This window comes from Kitasatospora sp. NPDC003701, from assembly GCF_053587085.1.
In genome coordinates this window covers 1-16,632 of the sequence record NZ_JBSFNM010000065.1, presented here as the reverse complement: position 1 = coordinate 16,632, position 16,632 = coordinate 1, and the positions used below count along the sequence as shown (strand labels likewise).

8 protein-coding genes are annotated in these 16,632 nt (G+C 68.2%); 6 read left to right on the top strand and 2 right to left on the bottom strand.

What is annotated here, in order from left to right; all coding sequences use genetic code 11:
- Window positions 1-27 precede the first annotated feature (27 nt).
- Window positions 28-2,775 carry an AfsR/SARP family transcriptional regulator gene (locus ACWDRR_RS37105; protein WP_449776682.1) on the top strand — a complete coding sequence of 916 codons (2,748 nt, stop codon included), beginning with the start codon at window positions 28-30 and terminating at the stop codon, window positions 2,773-2,775.
- A gap of 14 nt (window positions 2,776-2,789) precedes the next feature.
- Here ACWDRR_RS37105 and ACWDRR_RS37100 read toward each other — a convergent pair whose 3' ends face one another.
- Window positions 2,790-3,701: a serine/threonine-protein kinase gene (locus ACWDRR_RS37100; RefSeq protein ID WP_449776681.1), complete on the bottom strand. Its 912-nt coding sequence runs from the start codon at window positions 3,699-3,701 to the stop codon at window positions 2,790-2,792.
- Between the two features lie 94 nt (window positions 3,702-3,795).
- Here ACWDRR_RS37100 and ACWDRR_RS37095 point away from each other — a divergent pair, with 94 nt between their 5' ends.
- From ACWDRR_RS37095 to ACWDRR_RS37075, 5 genes are read left to right on the top strand one after another with little or no spacing between them, the layout of a single operon-like run.
- Window positions 3,796-5,370, top strand: a complete 1,575-nt coding sequence (locus tag ACWDRR_RS37095; RefSeq protein ID WP_449776680.1) for a PD-(D/E)XK nuclease family protein — start codon at window positions 3,796-3,798, stop codon at window positions 5,368-5,370.
- Window positions 5,370-6,473 (top strand): pPIWI_RE_Y domain-containing protein, encoded by a 1,104-nt coding sequence (locus ACWDRR_RS37090; protein WP_449776679.1) that lies wholly within the window; start codon window positions 5,370-5,372, stop codon window positions 6,471-6,473. Before ACWDRR_RS37095 ends, ACWDRR_RS37090 begins: the two co-directional genes overlap by 1 nt.
- Entirely contained in the window at window positions 6,466-9,954 is a 3,489-nt protein-coding gene (locus ACWDRR_RS37085; RefSeq protein ID WP_449776678.1) for a pPIWI_RE_Z domain-containing protein, read from the top strand. The genes ACWDRR_RS37090 and ACWDRR_RS37085 overlap by 8 nt, the downstream gene beginning before the upstream one ends.
- A gap of 40 nt (window positions 9,955-9,994) precedes the next feature.
- A complete protein-coding gene (locus ACWDRR_RS37080) occupies window positions 9,995-12,697 on the top strand; it encodes a pPIWI_RE module domain-containing protein (RefSeq protein ID WP_449776677.1) in 2,703 nt (900 codons plus the stop codon).
- A 14-nt stretch (window positions 12,698-12,711) separates the two neighbouring features.
- Window positions 12,712-15,918 (top strand): hypothetical protein, encoded by a 3,207-nt coding sequence (locus ACWDRR_RS37075; RefSeq protein WP_449776676.1) that lies wholly within the window; start codon window positions 12,712-12,714, stop codon window positions 15,916-15,918.
- 357 nt (window positions 15,919-16,275) lie between these two features.
- Here the strand turns inward: ACWDRR_RS37075 and ACWDRR_RS37070 are convergent.
- Window positions 16,276-16,632: 5'-3' exonuclease H3TH domain-containing protein (locus ACWDRR_RS37070; protein ID WP_449776675.1), on the bottom strand; the 357-nt coding region annotated here is incomplete at its 5' end.

Sequence of the window (16,632 nt, the reverse complement as noted above, 5' to 3'; positions counted from 1 at the left end):
TCGCCGTGTGACGAGGAGGGGGCGAGTGTGGACGGGCGCGTGCTCGGTGTGGTCAGCCTTGAAGTACCCGACACCAAAGGGGTTTTCGGAGTAACGAAGCCGGCAGCACTGTTCGGGTTGCTGGCGACGTCGCCGGACTGCCGGTGCAGTGTCAGCGAGGTCTTCGGTTACCTGTGGCCCGGGCGGGATTTCGACAGGCGGCTGGTCGACCGGGCGATGGCCGACTTGCGGCAGGTCCTGGGGGAAGAATGCGTACCGCGCACCACCTCCGGTTTCTGCATCCTCCGCGTTCCTCGACAGAGCGTGGACTACCTCCGGTTCCTCGAAGCGCTGCAGCGAGCCGAGCGGCTTCCCTGGCCGGAGCAGGTCGAGGTGCTGAGCCGTGCCCTGTCGGAGTTCCCGGAGGAGGAGCCGCTCCGGGGACTGCCGGGCCAGGGGTTCGCCACGCGCAGGCTGGAGTTGTACGAGACCCGGCTGACTGCCGTCCGGCAGCAGCTCGAAGCGGCATGGCACGCGCAGGACACGAAGGTGCTGTGCAGCGAGGCCGAGCGGTGGTATCGGCGCCTGCCTGGTGAGGACTGGTCGTTTCGCTACTACCTGCTTGCCCGCGGCCCGGAACTGTCGCGGGCGGAACTGGAGGAGATCGTCGAACACCGCACGAACCGGTTCGGAAGGCCGGACGCCGCTCTGCAACGGATCATCGACTGGATTCGAGGGGATGCGCCCAGCCCGTCGACCACTCCGTTGATCCCGGTGCCGAACCAGCTACCGGCGCCCGGACGGCGGGCCCTCGGTCGGGACGCCCTGATCCGTTCAACGATGGAGGTGGTGCGGGAGCGCCAGGCGTCGGGGCGCGGGACAGTGATCGTGATTACTGGCATGGCCGGCATCGGCAAGACCACAGTGGCCCTGCAACTCGCGCAGCAGCTGCGGGAACGGTTTCCCGACGGCGCGCTGTACGCCGAGCTCCGTGGCTTCGCCGGCGACGACACGCCGCCCGTCGATCCGGAGCACGTGCTCGACCGGTTCCTGCCGGAGCTGCCGCCGTACTCGTCGGCGGCCGGGCTGGACGACAAGGCCACCGCGTTGCGGACGGCCCTGGCCAACCGGTCGGTTCTCATCCTGCTTGACGACGCACGTGACGCTCGGCAGGTGCTGCCGCTGCTCCCAGGTGCCGGCACCAGCACGGTGATCATCACCAGCCGGAGCAATCTCTTTGACCTTCGCGCCAAGCACGATGTCCAGCTCTGTCCCGTCGAGAGACTGGACGACGAGACGGCCATGTCGCTGCTCCAGGAGCGGGTCGCCCCTCAGGGTCGGGCGACTTACGCGCAGGCCTTCGGCGATCTCGTGAAGTCCTGCGCCGGCCATCCTCTGGCCCTCACCGTGATCGCCGGGCGACTGGAGGGGCGTCCGCTCAGGACAATCATCGGCCTGGCCAAGGAACTCAAGGAGGAGCAGAATAGGTTGGATGTCCTGAACGATCCGCAGAGTGAGCTCTCCGTTGAGACGGCGTTGAGTCTCTCGGTCAGGGCCCTGTCCGAAGAGGCCCGGCGCTTGCTCTGGCAACTCGCGGTTCATCCCGGTCCCAGCATCGGTTGGGACGCGGTGATGGATCTCGGCCTGGCAGGGGAGCCGATCCGCGCTGACCGGGCCGTGGAGGAACTGGTCGCAGCGAACTTGACGGAACTGCGCGCCGACCGCTACCGCCTGCACGACCTGGTCAGGACCTTCGCCCACTATCGCGTCCAGCCGGTCGCCCACGGGCCGTGCCAGGAGTTCGAGGAAGCTACGGTGCGGCAGATCCTGGAGCACCAGTTGCAGAACGTCCGCGCCTGTGACCGGCTCCTCGACGGGGGACGGATGCTTCCGGTTGGGGAGCCGGATGACGTCACGGTGACCGAGCCCGACAGCCTGGACCAAGCCATGGCATTGCTGGACGCCGAGTACGACACGGTTCGCAGCTGCATCGCACTCGCCGTCGCGCGAGGTTCGGAGCGGTACATCTGGCTTCTGCCGATGGCGCTGATGACCTACCAGTGGCGTCGGCATCACCTCACGGCCGCACTGGACGGACTCGATGCTGCCAGGGCGGTTGTCGAGCAGGCGGGCGCGGCCACGCTCGCGGACCGCGCGATGGTGTACCGGATGCTGGCAGGAACCAACTGGCGACGCGCCGAGTACAACCTTGCCGCGGCGCAACTGCGCAGGGCCGTGCTGCTGAGTTCGCAAGAGGACAGTGCAGCCGGTCGGCTGAGCCTCGCCCGCTCCCTGCACGCCCTTGCGCTCACCCTGCGTAAGCAGCAGCATTGGGGGGAAGCCGAGGATCACCATCGTACGGCCCTGAATCTGTACCGGGAGCTCGCGGATCCGGTCGGAGAAGCCGCCGCACTCAACGGTATCGGCACGATCCACCTCGACCGCGGCGAGCTGGCCGAGGCCCTCGCCGTCTGCCGCAGTGCTCGACGCGTCGTCGAGCAGACCTCTGACCAGGGAGGCCTGGCCGACGTGCTGTACACCCTTGCCAAGATCCACCTAGCACGGCGGGAACGCCGAGTGGCGCTCCCGCTGTTCCAGGGGGCCGGCGAGATGTACCGAGGGCAGGAGCACTGGCCGAACGAGGAGAAGGTGCTGTCGATCTACGCCGACGTCCTGGTCGCCGCCGGGCGCAGGGAGGAGGCGGTGGCAGCCCTGGAGCGGGTGGTCATGTTGAGGGAGTGCATGGGAGGCGCCGGCGTCCCGGAGGCGCGCCGGCGCATCGAGCCACTGCGGTGACGAGAACTGACGGATCACCACCTGTGTGGGACGGTGCGGTAGTACTCCGTGGGATCCGGTCGCAAGGGTTTGCCGGGAGAAGGGGAGTCGACTGCGGGCACGTTGGTGCGAAGCCCCTCGTAGACCTCGCGCACCGTGGCCGGACGGTTCTCTGGCTTCAGCTCGACCATGGCGAGGGCGAGTTCGGCGAAAGCGTCAGGGATCGCGTCGATCCGGTCGCGAGGTAGCACCACCGGATTCTCCGCTTTGATACCGCTGCGGGTGCCGCCGTACGGGAGCTGCATGACCGTCATCTCCAGCAGCACGCAGCCGAGCGAGAAGATGTCGGCCTGTGCCCTGACACCGCCTTTGCTTCGGCCGAGTTGCTCAGGGGCCGCGTACCCGATCGTGCCGCATCCCGACCTGGTCCTGCGGCGGGCGCGCGTGGCGAGTCCCAGATCGAGGAGCCGGAGCCGACCGGAGCGCTCCACCATCACGTTGTCGGGTTTGACATCCCGGTGCACGAAGTCGCGCTGGTGGACGTCGTCCAGGATCTCGCAGAGCTGGCCGATGACGGAGGCCACGGTGGCGCTGTCCCGGACCGGACGGAACAGGGAGACAACGTCGGACAGGGGTGCGCCGTCGACGTACTCCATGACGAGGCACCTCCCCTCGCGGAACTCGCCCAGGGCGATCAGCTTCGGGATGCCCGGTACCCCCGACAGCTTGGAGGCGTGGGTGCCTTCCCGGGCGAGTTCTCCGCCCAGTTCGGCGAAATACCGGGTCGATTCAAACTGTCGTTCTTTCTGGGCCTTGATGGCCACCCTCTCGCCGGTCACCCGGTCCCGGCCGGCGTAGAGATCGCCCTGGCCGGTATCAAAGCTGATCTGCTCCAGCACTTCGTAGTACGACTCGATATCGCCGCAGTTCTTGAGACTCTCCGTCATGGTAACTCCCCTGTTCGGGCGTTGGCGTCCGACCATGCGCGCTTGCTTCGAGCGAGCCGGCAGCAAGTACCAACTCTTTTGTCAGGAGGAATGAATGATCGATCCATGGCTTCCGCCCGACGGAGTCCGTCGGGCCTCTGATGTCATCACAGTATCCGTCGGCATGTTCAAGGGTGGTAATTTTCGCTGCCCGGCGGCCGACGCCCTCAAGGCGCGCGGGTACCGGCCGATCCAGCGTGTCAAACAACCGCGTGAATCGTTGGAACACTTCACTTTCGGCCCTTTCATGGCCGCCTGCGACGCGCGTGGTGGCGGCGGTGAAGGGTCGCCCGGACCGGGCGCCGGCCTGGAGCGGCCGCTGCACGACGGTCTGCGGCAGTGGTCTGCGCACGCGTTGGCGAGTTACCGGGCGGCCTTCCCTGCGGACTCCGACGGACCCTCCCTGCACGAGGTAGCGCAACCGTGGATCTACCGCTACCGACCGCGCGAGGACGATCCATGGCGGGCGCGGGAGTACCGGCTGACGGTATGGGGGCGACGTCTGCAGTCCACCGACGGCAAGGTGCGCGAACTCCGGCTGCCAGTCAACAGATTGCGGAAGGACAACCCGCCCGAGAGCTTCGTGGCCGCGGCGGCCTTGGTCCTCGCGGAGGGCCGGCCCGGGCCTGTACCGGAGCGGGTGCGGATCGTGGAGTTCGCGCTGTTGGGTGGTCCGCCGCGCACTTTGTTCGACGGGACCTCGCAGGACGCCCGCGCTCTGTACCGCGCCATCGGCCGCTCGGCACTCGCCTCCGTGCTGGACGGCCAGGAGTACCGCCCGGGCTCCTCCTGCGTCGAGTGCCCGTTCCTCGCGGTCTGCCCTGCCCTGCAACGCGCGCCGAGGCTGCTGGGAGTCGAATCCGTCGGGCGGCCCCGGCGCAGCTGGTCGGTCACCAACGGGCGCAACTACCGGATCTGCCCGGCTCGGGACCACATGCGTCGGCTCCACCTACCGAGTGTGGACGCCATCGAGCATGATCCGACCGCCGAGCGCGGCCGGGCGCTGCACGCCTACCTGGCCCAGTGCCACGGCATCGGGCCCGCGCGCCCGTGCACGGTGGACGTCCCCGAGTCGTGGGTCCCGGCCGGATACGACCTTCCGGCGGACGAACGCGCGCTCGGTGCGCGGTTGTTGCGCCATCATGCCGCGGTCTGCCCGCTGCGGCTTGCACGGGACGGCGCCGATGTGCGGACCGAACCCCGAGTGGTGCGTCACGACACCACCGCTGATGTGATCGTCATCGCCGCACCCGACCTGCTATACCGAGATGCTGGCTCCTGGGTGTGGCGAGAGACCAAGACATCGTCATACCAAAGTAGTTCGAATCGTTCGTTGCTGGAACAGTATCCGCAGCTGGCCCTCGCGGCCCTGCTGCTGGCCGGTGGTGATCTGGGCGGCTCGCCGGACCGGGCGAGGATCGAACTGGAGGTGCTGCGGCCGGGCGGTGCGGACCTGGAGGTGATCGATCCCTTCGCCGCCGGCACCCGCGCGACGGCGGAGCGGATCGTGCGGGATCTGGTGGACGGCTGGCTCCAGGACGACGACTACCCTGCGCGCCCCGGTCGCGCCTGCGCGCGCTGCGAGATGACGCCCTGGTGTTCGAAGTCGGCCATACGACAAGAGGCCTGATGGATAGCGAGGAGTTCTCGGCGTATCGTCAACTCGCTTCCGTCGTCGCCGCATCGAGCGAGCTGGGCAGCCTCCGCTCGTTCGCGCTGCCATATCCGCCGCTCGCTCAGCGGGCGCTCGACCAGATGGTGCTGCGCTGTCTCGACCTGGGCGAGGAACCGCCGTTCAGCGTCCCGGGGCTGCTCGAGTGGTGCCGTCGGCGTCCGGCGGGGGACCGGGTCTTCGGACTGCCTGCCGGTCTGCTCGACGCCAAGGCGACGCTGGTCCATCCGGTTGGACTGATGCCCACCCGTACCTGCCTGGAAGTCACCTCCCACGAGCAGGCGGCAGGGGTGGAGCAGGAGGCCCGGGCCTTGCTGGCCGATCTGGCGGGGCGATGCAAGGACACCGAACAGTACTGCCGGAGCCGACAGTTCCTGGCCCAGCGCGTCGTGGTCCACAAGCGGGACCGGTTCGACCAAGGGTGGAGCAAGGCGGTCTGGACACGGGTCCGGGACCTGTACCAGCCGCTGCCCGAGTCCCTGGTGGTCTCGGGGAAGTTCCTGCTCTGCGGTACCTGTCGGCTGCCGGCCCTGCTCAGCGGGCGTCGGGCCCCGGAGCATGGAGCACCGGTCGCGGGCCCGCAGACGTGGTGCGAGGGTGAGGACTGTCCGCCGGGAGAACAAATGGAACTGATCCGTGATCCGGAGCAGGTGATGTTGCTGCGGCGTCCGCTGCGGGCGTTCCTCGCACTTCCGTTCGCTGTCGAGCAAGCAGGACTGGCGAGCCTGGGGACGCCTGGGGTCGGCTACGAGGTGGTTCCGGGGGAGCTCGGCTCGTACCGGTTGCGCGGTCCGGGGCTGGCAGTGCACTCGGTCCATTTCTACGACCGAGTCCAACCGGTGCTCCTGGCAGGCCGGTCCGCCGAGCTGGTAGGCCGTTTGCCGGGGCTAGCCGCGGTGGTTGTTCCTGAGCGATCGGCCGGATCCGCCGACTTCCGCAGGGCGTTCGCAGTGGCGCTTCCCGAGGAGCTGAGGGCGCGAGTCCTGCTCAGCGGCCCGCAGGGCCTGGCACAACAGATCCATGACCACCTCATTGACGAGCGGGAGGATGCCCATGCGTAGCCTGACTTCACCTCTGCGCGAACTGGTCGGCGAGCTACAGCAGTTCGCCGGGGAGCGGATGCGCGGGCCGGCCGCGGAGTTCTTCTGCCAGATCGAACTCGGTCTGTACCTCCAGCAGCGCCTGATGCCGGATGCGCCGGCGGCCCATGCCTGGGTGCTGTTCAGCGGGTATGGCTTCGCGAAGGCGCACCTGACCGACCTGCCCAAGGACGCGGAACGGACCCTGCGGGTCGCCCGCTACTCGCTCTGGGGCCTAGGCCGGAGCCGGGCCTGGCGGGAAGCCCTGGAGCACTACCAGCGCATCGACCCCGCGCTTCGCGGCTACGAGGTACCGGACACCGAACGCCCGTCCGCGCAGTGTGAGATCGAGATCGGGCGGGAGCGCTGGCAGGTCTTCGACGGTCTGCTGCGAACGGCCCCGCCGCTGGCGGGCTCTCAGCAGAAGGTCGCCGGGCCTGGCCGTTTCGGCTTCCCGGTCAGCCGTGCGATGGCGGTGGTCGAACTGCCCGAAGTGCCCAGGAGTCCGCTGGTCGCCCACGACGTCGACCTTGGTCCGGCCGGCGGCGGCGAGCGCTTGACCTTCCGGATGGCCGACCTGAGGCGCACCGCTGCGGAGATGGACGCCATCCACGCGCGGGTCGGATCCGGGAAGGCACCCGGATGGGAGCGGCGGCTCCGAAGCTTCGAGCTGTCCACTCCGGAGCTCGGTACGTTCCTGGCGGCCGACGAGTTCACGGTGGACGGCATCCAGCACTTGCTTGGCATCGTCGGAGCGGGCAAGAGCACGCTGCGCGATGTGATTGCGGTTCACCTGGCCCGCCTCGGGAAGCGGACCACTGTCGCGGTGCCCGACGTCGCCGAAGTGTTGAAGCTGGTCGAGCTGTACAACCTGTACACCGACGGCGCGGCGGCCCCCGTGCTCGGCGCCAATGGACGCGAACGCCATGCGCAGGGCCTGCATCGCAGATGGGCGGGTCGGGGCGAGCAACGGCTGCTGGCCCACGACGACCCGGCCTTCGCCTATCTGGGGACATCGTGCCTGCTGAACACCAAGCTCAGCGGACCCTCCGGTGAGCCCTTGGCCTTCGGAGAGGCCCCGTGCTCCCGGTTGCGCCCCCCAGCCCTGTCCAAGCGGGGGCCCAAGCGCTCACCGAGGTCGCAATGGCAGAAACAGACGCTCGCTTGCCCCTACTGGTCCGTCTGTCCCAGGCACCACGCGTCCCGGTCGCTGGTCGACGCGCTCATCTGGGTGGCGACGTTGCCGAGCCTGATCGACTCAGCTCCGCCCCGCCCGCAGAACGGGGAGCGCATCCGCTACCTCGAACTCGCGTGCCGACGGAGCGATCTGGTGATCGTCGACGAGGCCGACCGGGTACAGATGCATCTGGACCAGACCTTCGCCCCAGCCGTGCTGCTCGCAACCCACGATCAGCGCGGATTCATCGACTGGCTCAACGGGCACAAGATCCGCGAGCTCGCGGCCGGCGGCAGGACCCAACTCTCCGATCGGGACGTGGCGGTCTTCTGCGGCGTGCTCAATACCGCCGTGGCTGCCACGGACAAGCTGCACGCCATGCTCGTCGCCCAGTACCGGCTGCGCCAGTGGGTGCGATTCGGCTTCTTCAGCGCCTGGACCCTGCAACTCGGCCTGCTCGACGCGCGCTACCCGCTCGGTGAGGGCGACGGAGCGGAACAGTTCGGCCAGCCCTCGCGAGAGGCATTGGGGGACCTCTTCGATGCGTTTCGGGACAACCCCTTCGGCGACCGCACACGACACACCGAGAAGGACTTCGCGGATCTCACGGCCTTGCTCAACGAGCTCCTGAACACCGGGAACCCGGAGCGGACCAGGGAGTTGCTCCTGGAGGTGATGGAGGACCGCTTCCAGCTCGACGAGCGCTTCAGGACCAGGCAGCAGGAACAGTACGAGGAGCGTGTGGCGAAGTGGCAGGAGGAGGCGGCGGAGTACAGGCGCAGGAACCGCAACCGCAAGAAGGCCACCGACGGACCGCCACCGCCACAGACCCCCGAGCAGTGGTACGAAGACTTGGCCGACCGATTCGAGTTCACGCTGCTCCTGAGCGCCCTCGAACGGCGACTCGCGGTCATCAACACCATGTGGCCCCGAGTCGAGGCGGCGCTCAGCCTGAGCTTCAACGACATGTACCGCAGGCCGTTCGACTACGGACCAATGGTTCCCGAATCGCCGATGGGGAACGTGCTCGGCTTCCAGTTCCGGGTCCCTGGGGAGGACGGCGAGGGTGTGCGCAGCGGCGACCTGGTCTTCTTCCGCTGCAGTGGCGTCGGACGGGAACTGCTGCGCGTGATGCCGACACTGCCGTCGGTCGACGGCCGGCCGGGCGCCCACGTGCTCCTGATGTCCGGTAGCAGTTGGGCGGGCCGGTCCAGCCGGTACCACATCGCGGTGCCCGTCGGCGTGATCATCGAGCCGGAGCAGACGGTGATGGAACGGATCTCCGACGAGAGCGAGATGCGCTTCGAGTTCGTTGAGGACGGTGACGAGAGGATGCGGATCTCCGGGACCGCCCCCGAGGACCGGCCGGCCAAGATGCGCCGCCTTGTCACCTGGCTCGGTGCCGGGGCGGACGAGGCCGAGAACGGCGGCCCGCTGGAGCAGGAGCTGCTGTCGTTGCCGGCCGGGCGCGATCAGATCCTGCTGCTGGTCGGCAGCTACGAGGAGGCCCGAGTGGTTGCCGACACCTTGCACAACCTCAACCCCCGATGGCGGGACCGGGTGTTGTGCCTGGTCTCGGACAACCAGGAAATTGATGAGGACGACGAGACCCCGTTCGCGCACCGCGCGCGAGTCCTGCGGCGAGGGGACGTCGAGCACCTCAAGGACCTGAAGGCGGACGTTCTGGTCGCACCGCTGCTGGCTGTTGAACGCGGCCACAACATCCTCAACGACGATGCTGTGGCGGCGATCGGGACCGTCTACTTCCTCGCCCGGCCCAACCCGCACCCCGATGACCTGTCCCTCGCGGTCCACGCTGTCAACGACTGGATCGTGCGGGCGCAGGAGGACGGCGACTTCGCACGCTGGGTGGCCGCGGGCGCGACGATCGAGGCGGGTGCCGAGGAGGTGCGGCGCCGCGCGAGGTCGTGCTGGTACCGCCTGCTGCGGCGTTCGACAGCGTGGAGCTGCCTGGGCGATGACCGGGAACAGATCACCTGGGACATCCTGGTGCTGATGTGGCAGGTGATCGGCCGCTTGGTCCGTGGCGGGGTACCGGCCCGCGTGGTCCTCGTCGACGCCGCCTTCGCGCCCGGCCGTGCGGCCAACCCTCCGAGTGCGGACAGCCCGGAGACCAGCCTGCTGTACAGCATCCTCGATGTGCTCGACCCCTACTTCGAGGACGACGCACGGCCCGAGGACGAGCAGTACATCGCACGCGCCCTCTACGCGCCGCTGCGAAGCATGCTCGGCCGCTGCCTTGCACAGCCCTTGCTCGCGGCGTGACCGGTGGGTCGCGCTTTCGATTAGTAGAGAAAGGAAACCGATGTACCAAACGATCCGTACTGTGGCGTACGAACCGGATCCCGCACACGGAGCGTGGCAGGAGTCCCTGCAGGTACTCCGGCTCGGCGACGACCTTCACGCCGAGCTCGTTCGCCGCCAACAGCAGGCCTGTGGAGAGGAGGGGCCGGTCCGGCTCCCTGTGTACCGTCTCAACTCCCTGCTGCGGGCGACTGCTCCCGGAGTGCTCGCCACCGGGCGCAACGCCGGAGTCGATGGTCAGTTGCCGTGGTTGTACGCCCGGGAGGCGGTACCGCAGGAGCTTCTGACAGCGGTGCTCGGGACTTGGGCTGCCGGGCTGCTCGGTTCCGACGACGCCGACGACGAGGAGCTGGAGGACGGGCTGCTGTCTGATCCCGGGGCTGCCGCGCTGTCGCTCCCGAGTTGGGAGGCCGAGTGCGTGGACCTCACCGAGACCGTGACGTCGGCAGGGGGCACCGCGGAGCCCCTGCAGCGGCTTTACAACCTACTCCCGGAGGCCATCGCCCTCCGTCTCGCCGGCAGTCCGTATCGGACTCGTGGCACCCTGCTGCACTTTCGCGTCGTGAATTCCGGAAACGGCGTTGAACTGGTCTCCTGGCCGCCGCAGCAGTACGAGCGCCGTGGACGGACCTGGCACTACTCGGCCTGCCTGACCGTCAGAGTGCAGACCGTGCCCTTCGCCCCGCGGTTCCGCGTGCACGTTGCCACTGGCGTGCGCCGGTGGGCCACCCGCCTGGAGGTGGCGCCCCGCGCGCTCAACGGTGCCACGGTGCTGCTCGACGCCCCGCTGCCCTGGCCCCAGAACCAGGACCGCGGCTACCGGATCGCCGAGAACACCCTGGGATTCGACCGGCAGGCCAAGCAGCTCGTCTGGCGTCGACGCAGCGCCGTGCTGCTGCTGCCCGAACTGGACATCATTCGGAAGTACCCGGAACCAGCCGAGTTGTTCGAGTCACCCGAGAAGTGGCTGCTCGGGCAGCGCGGACTGGCCGCCGGGATCGTCTATCACCCGGTGCTCGGTCCGCACGAGGTCGGCCCCGGGCTGATGCCGCAGGAACGGTCCGAGCTGGATGCCTGGGTGGAGGAGCGGTTGCGGCCAGTGCTTCGTAGGGCGGCCGACCTCACCCGGGTCACCAGGCGCAACACCCCTTCTCTGCTGCCGCGTTCGGTCAAGGCGACTGAACCGGACACCCGAGAGGCGCGAAAGGCCATGCTGCGTCGCGCGGCGCTCACCCGCGCACTCGACGGCCGTCCGCTGAACGTCGAGATCGTCTGGCAGACGCCGCAGACCAGGGACGCCCTGCTCGCTGCCCTGCCAGACGTCATCGGGTTGCCTCCCGGGAGCGGGAGCGGGGGCGGTACGGACGACAGCCGGCAGTGGCAGGTCGACGGCATCCAGCTCAGGGTCCGTACCCGGCCTGCCGAAGGGCTGGCCGGGGCCCTGCCGATCTCCGGGAACCGGAAGCGGCGCCGGGCTGTCCGGCTGGCCGAGGCGATCACTGATCGCTGTGCCCTGGTGGCCGAGTCGGCCGGTCCGACGTCGGCCGACGTCGGCGTCGTGATCGCCGAGATCGCCGAGAAGGATCGGTTCGCCGCCGCACCGGACTCGGACCCCAAGCACGCGCTGCGTCTCGCCTGGGCCCGCCAAGGGCGTCTGGTCCAGTTCGTTAACCTGCCGCACGACGACCCGGCCGGCCTGGAGCACCGAGCGAAGTGGACCTGGCAGGACGCGTTCCGCCAACTCGGAGCGGTCAGCCCGCCAGCCCACCGCGTCGGGGCCGGTATCCCAGGGAACCTTCAGTACGCCGCGCTCTGGCTGGTCCGCTACACCAGGAAGGGGCCGACGCGGTGTCCGGTCCGCCGGATCGTGGCCGTGCGGATGAGGCCCGGCAACGAGGCTGGCGTCGTCGAGGGCTGGGACGCCGAGCGAGCCGAGTGGGTGCCTTACCCGCAGCTGCTGCTGGCACTCGCCAACGCCTCCCACCAAGCTGGGGAGCAGATCGGGACGATCGATCGCGTGTGCGGCGACCAGAGTGCCGAGCGGCAGTGGCAGGCCGAGGCGGAGCGGCAGATCCGCGCTGTCCTCTTCCAACTCCGTGACCGCCCGACGTTGCTACTGGCCAGTGCGGGCAACCTCCGCCAGTGCTGGCCGGGGTTGCGCAACGGCGCGCTGACCCGCGACATGCTGCGCTTCGGAACGGGGCCGGACCAGCGGACCACGGTCTACGGGTCCGACCTGCGAGTCGTGCTCGTGCGGGACTCCAACGGCCGGGGCGAGGTGGCCGACTGGTACGCGCGCGATTCGTGCGGAAAGGTCGGTTTCGCGGAGGGAGTCTGGGCGTCAGACGTTCCGGACAACCGAGTCTTCGCCAGCACCGCCAGTAGGCCGCACACGGCGGCGGGCGTGTCGAAGCGCCTGATGAAGCTGGTGCCGACCGGCGAGTGGCGAACCGCGCCCGGAAAGACCGCCTGGAACCCGGCGTTGCTGGAGATGACCGTCCTCGGCTGCCTGTCGGAGAAAGCCCTGGCGGGCTCCGGGCGGGTCGGCGGGACAGCGGACAACCCGGCGGAGTGGGCCACCTTGACCCATCAACTCCGCTATCACGACGACTACCCGCCGTTGGCCCACCCGCTCCCTCTCCATCTTGCGCGCCTGGCGGGCGAGTACGTCCTGCCGCTCGCCACGGACAAGGAGGCGGCGTAATAGACCGCGACGGAGTGGATCCGCAGATCTCGTCCCCGAGCGGCTGCGGGGCCGGCGATGGCACGGCGTTGCCGCCAGCAGCCGGGTACCTAGCAGCGGACCGCCGTAACACCGCTCCACAGACCAGAGCTCGCTACGACTACCAGGACGAGTGCATCGCCCTCACCATCCTGCGCCATCTGGCGTCGGACCTGGCAGGAGTTTTGATCGAGTACTCGACCGACCTCGTCCTGATTCCTGACCGTGGCCAGCCCGAGTTGGTGTCGATCAAGCACCGTGAGCCTCACCACCGGACGGACAGTGGCTGGACCTGGAGCGCGCTGGCGAAGGACGCCGTCCTTGCCGATCTGTTCACCGCTTGGGCGAACTCGGGTCGGGTATGCACGACCACCTTTCTGAGCAATGCGGGGATGAGCGGTCCGGCCCAGGACCTTTGGAAGGCGTGCAACGGATCGAGCCGCGGAGCCGGGCAGACTGTGGCTCAGCGAGTCGCGGGGATGCTGAAGATCGCTGAGTCCGAGGCTGCGGAGTTCCTCGCAGCCTTCCGGCTCCCCCAGCACCCCATGCCACGGCGCAACGAGATCTCGGACGTCGGCGTGCGGCGAACGGCGAGCTACCTGATCGCACATCATCGCGACACTCGGCACGCCGACCAGTGCTACCGCGCCCTGGTGGAGCGGATCCGCCAGGCGGGGACGGACTTGCCGGAGTCGCGTGCAGCGAGATTGCGTCGGGTGACGGCAACGGTCCGCGAATGTGCGGAGCAGCAGAGCTCGGTCGCTCGTCACGATCGTTACCTGAGCGCGGAAGAAATCCGTGCCGTGCTGCTGGAAACGGCGGACGCCCTCGGCTCGCCTGGGCAGTCGGTCCTGTCGGAACCAGGTTGGGTCGCTGATCCGATGTTCACCGGCCGGGCTGCCGAGCTCGACGAACTGACCCGGCTGCTGGACCCCGGGACAGCCGAGCCAGTCGCACCCGTCGTCATCCACGGCTTCTCGGGTACCGGGAAGACGAGTCTGGCGGTGCACTTCGCAGCGACGATGGCAGGGCGACATCTCAAGCCCGTGGTGATCGATGGCAGCACCAGGGCCAGCCTGATCGCCGGCCTGGAGCACCTGCAGGGCGGAGCCCGGCCTGTATCCGGTGTTGACCGGCTGATGGGGCCGGCCGCGGCGGCCCTGCCCGGCGGGCTCGACACGCTGCTCATCATCGACGGAGTGACCGATCCGGAGGCAGTCCGGGGACTCGTGCCGCGTCGCTCCGTGTGCCGGGTTGTCATCACGAGTACGAGCAACAATCTCGACGAAGGTTTCCAGAAGGTGCCGCTGACGGTCTGGCCCCGCCAGGAGGCGAGGGATTTCCTCAGGAGGTCCCTGCCCGCTTTTCCGCCAGAGGATGGAGAGCGATTGGCGGAGGCGCTCGGCGATCATCCACTCGCACTCGCTCAGGCGGTGAACTACTGCCAGTCGGTGCGAATCGAGGTGTCGGAGTTCCTGGAGCGCCTGGCCCTGGACCCCCTCGCGGTCATGGGGCGGGGACAGGTGAGTGGGCACCCGCAGACGGTGTTGAGGACGGTGCAGCTGGCGCTCCGAGAAGTGGAGCGCCGTGACGCGCTGGCGCTTCGGCTTCTGGACATCACCTCATATTTCGGGAGCGAACCATTTCCGCTTCATATCCTCGACACCGTGTCGATGAGGCCTTTTGTCACCGAGCGGCGCAGCGTTCGCCCCGGCCCCCGGAGCGGGTTGCTGCGACGCCGAAAGGAGGAGTCCGTCGCGGAGTGGGGATCGATCTCCGACGAGCGCGGCTTGTGGGCGAGAGCTGAACTCGAAAGCCCTGTCAGGAGGGACGGGGCAGTTGCCGTGTTGGCCGGGCTGGGCTTGATCGGAGTCGACCGCGGCCATATGAGTGTCCATCCGATCGTCCAACGGGTGGTCCAGAGCACGCACGCTGACGCCCGGCCGTGGATTGAGACGGCTGTCGGCTTGTGCGCCGGGCTCCTGGCGGGCAAGCAGATGGGAGATGGTGACCGCTTCCACGCCGTCGTCGGACACGCGCAAGCAGCCCTGGGTCATGCACGCGATGTCGGGTTTGATGGGCCAGCGGTGATTGCCCTGGGCATGGAACTGGCCCTCAAGCTCTGTGATGTGAAGGGTGCCGAAGAGGGGCTGCCCCTCGCGCGCCAGTCGTATGACCTGATGCAGTCTGCTCATCGTCGGGGCCTTGCCGATGCGACCTTGCGATTCAGTTCCCAAGCCGTCTACGCCAGGGCGCTGGCGATTGCTGGAGATTCGGACACCGCCATCGCAGTCGTTCGCGAGAACATCACTCTTGCTTCAGAGAGCGGCAGACGGGCGGACACGCACTATTCCTACGCCTGGCTGGGGCAAGTCGCGGACTGGTTCTCGCTCGTCCCGCTGGCCAGAGAGGTGCTGGCAAACCTCCCGGATCCACGGGATCCCCAAGCCGGGTACGACCACTCGGCAAGGAACCCGATCATCTTCGCCGCACGTGTCCGGGCAAAGCTCCTGATGCTGGTGGGGAGAGGGGCAGAGGCGATGAACCTTCATGACTGGGCGGTCGCCGAGATCGCCACAGAGCCTTCCTCGTACAGCGCGGCCTGGCAGGGAGCACTGCTCTCCGACGCCGCTGACATCGCTCTCGGCAAGAGTGATCCGGAGTCTCGTGTGGAAAGCACGCGAGCTCTTGTCGAGGAGTTGACCAAGGGCAGGCAGGATCGCCACGACAGGATCTACGTGGAGGGATTACTCGCTGCTGCGGATGCCGAACTGGACCGGATGAATGCCCCGGAGGCGGCTCCGTTCCTCGACTGGGTAGAGGCGATCCTCCAGGAGCACTACAGCTCCGGGAGTGATCTCTACGCATCCTTCCTGGCGATCCGCGGCAGATATCGGCTCACTGCCGCTGGCTTCTCGCGAACTCGCCTCGAAGAAGCGAAGGTTGACCTTCAGTCGGCTCTTGAGATCCTGCGCCCCCAGCGAGCCGTGGCGCAGAAGGGCGCGTCATCGGCACTCATTCATCTGGCCCAGGTCCACGCCGTCCTGGGTGAGGAGGAGCAGGCCTTTGAGTGCGCGAGGGAAGCGTTGGAACTGGACGTAGCGCGCTACGGGGAAGGCCATCCCGAGGTCGAGATCGACCGCAGGATCATCAGGGACCTACCGTTGCAGTCGGCCAGTACCCGATGGCTGGAAGACTCGTGAGGTGTTGCTGACGCTGATTCCGCTGCGAGTCCGACGAGTAGCCGCGACGGGCGTGGTGAATGGGCAGACGTCAGCCGCCTTGCGTGCCAAGGGTGTCCGGGGCCGATAGTCAACCAACTTGCCTGTGCTTGCGCGTGCGTTCCCGCAGGCAGCGTAGTGTGGCCTCGTTGATGATCTGGGGCAACGCTGAGGCCCTTGGCAGGGTAGATGACCTGGGCACGGTGGACGCCGTCGACCGTCGGAAAACGTCTCTGACGCGGGTTATTGACCCGAGCTGAACCATTCTGGCGCCCCCGGGTCGGTGCTGAGCCAATGCCGCCCCGGGTCCCCCTCTACTATGCATGCAGTACGAGGCTGTCAGCGTGAAGTCGCTACTCCAGTTCCGGCCTCGCCGAGGGTGTCGAGGAGACGGGTGAGGGAGGTCCCGAGGCCCCAGCGGGCGGACAGCTCCTCCAGCGTCATCGGGTCCAGCGGCTCGCGCGGCAGCGCCGGGTCGAAGGCCGGCAGCGGCGCGTCCTCGGCGACCCGGACGACGGTCGGGGCGACGTCCAGGTAGGCCGCGCCCTCGACGATGTTGCGCCGGCGGGCCGGGGTGAGCTTCGAGCGGATGTCGAGGGCTGCGGCCCGGATGGCCGCGAGGTCGCCGTACTCGTTGATCAACTGGGCGGCCGTCTTCTCGCCGATCCCCTTGACGCCGGGCAGGCCGTCGCTCGG

What these genes read in the sequence shown, in the direction of transcription:
- ACWDRR_RS37100 (WP_449776681.1), bottom strand. Translation starts at nt 3,701, where the DNA reads ATGACGGAGAGTCTCAAGAACTGCGGCGATATCGAGTCGTACTACGAA.
- ACWDRR_RS37095 (WP_449776680.1), top strand. Translation starts at nt 3,796, where the DNA reads ATGATCGATCCATGGCTTCCGCCCGACGGAGTCCGTCGGGCCTCTGAT.
- ACWDRR_RS37090 (WP_449776679.1), top strand. Translation starts at nt 5,370, where the DNA reads ATGGATAGCGAGGAGTTCTCGGCGTATCGTCAACTCGCTTCCGTCGTC.
- ACWDRR_RS37085 (WP_449776678.1), top strand. Translation starts at nt 6,466, where the DNA reads ATGCGTAGCCTGACTTCACCTCTGCGCGAACTGGTCGGCGAGCTACAG.
- ACWDRR_RS37080 (WP_449776677.1), top strand. Translation starts at nt 9,995, where the DNA reads ATGTACCAAACGATCCGTACTGTGGCGTACGAACCGGATCCCGCACAC.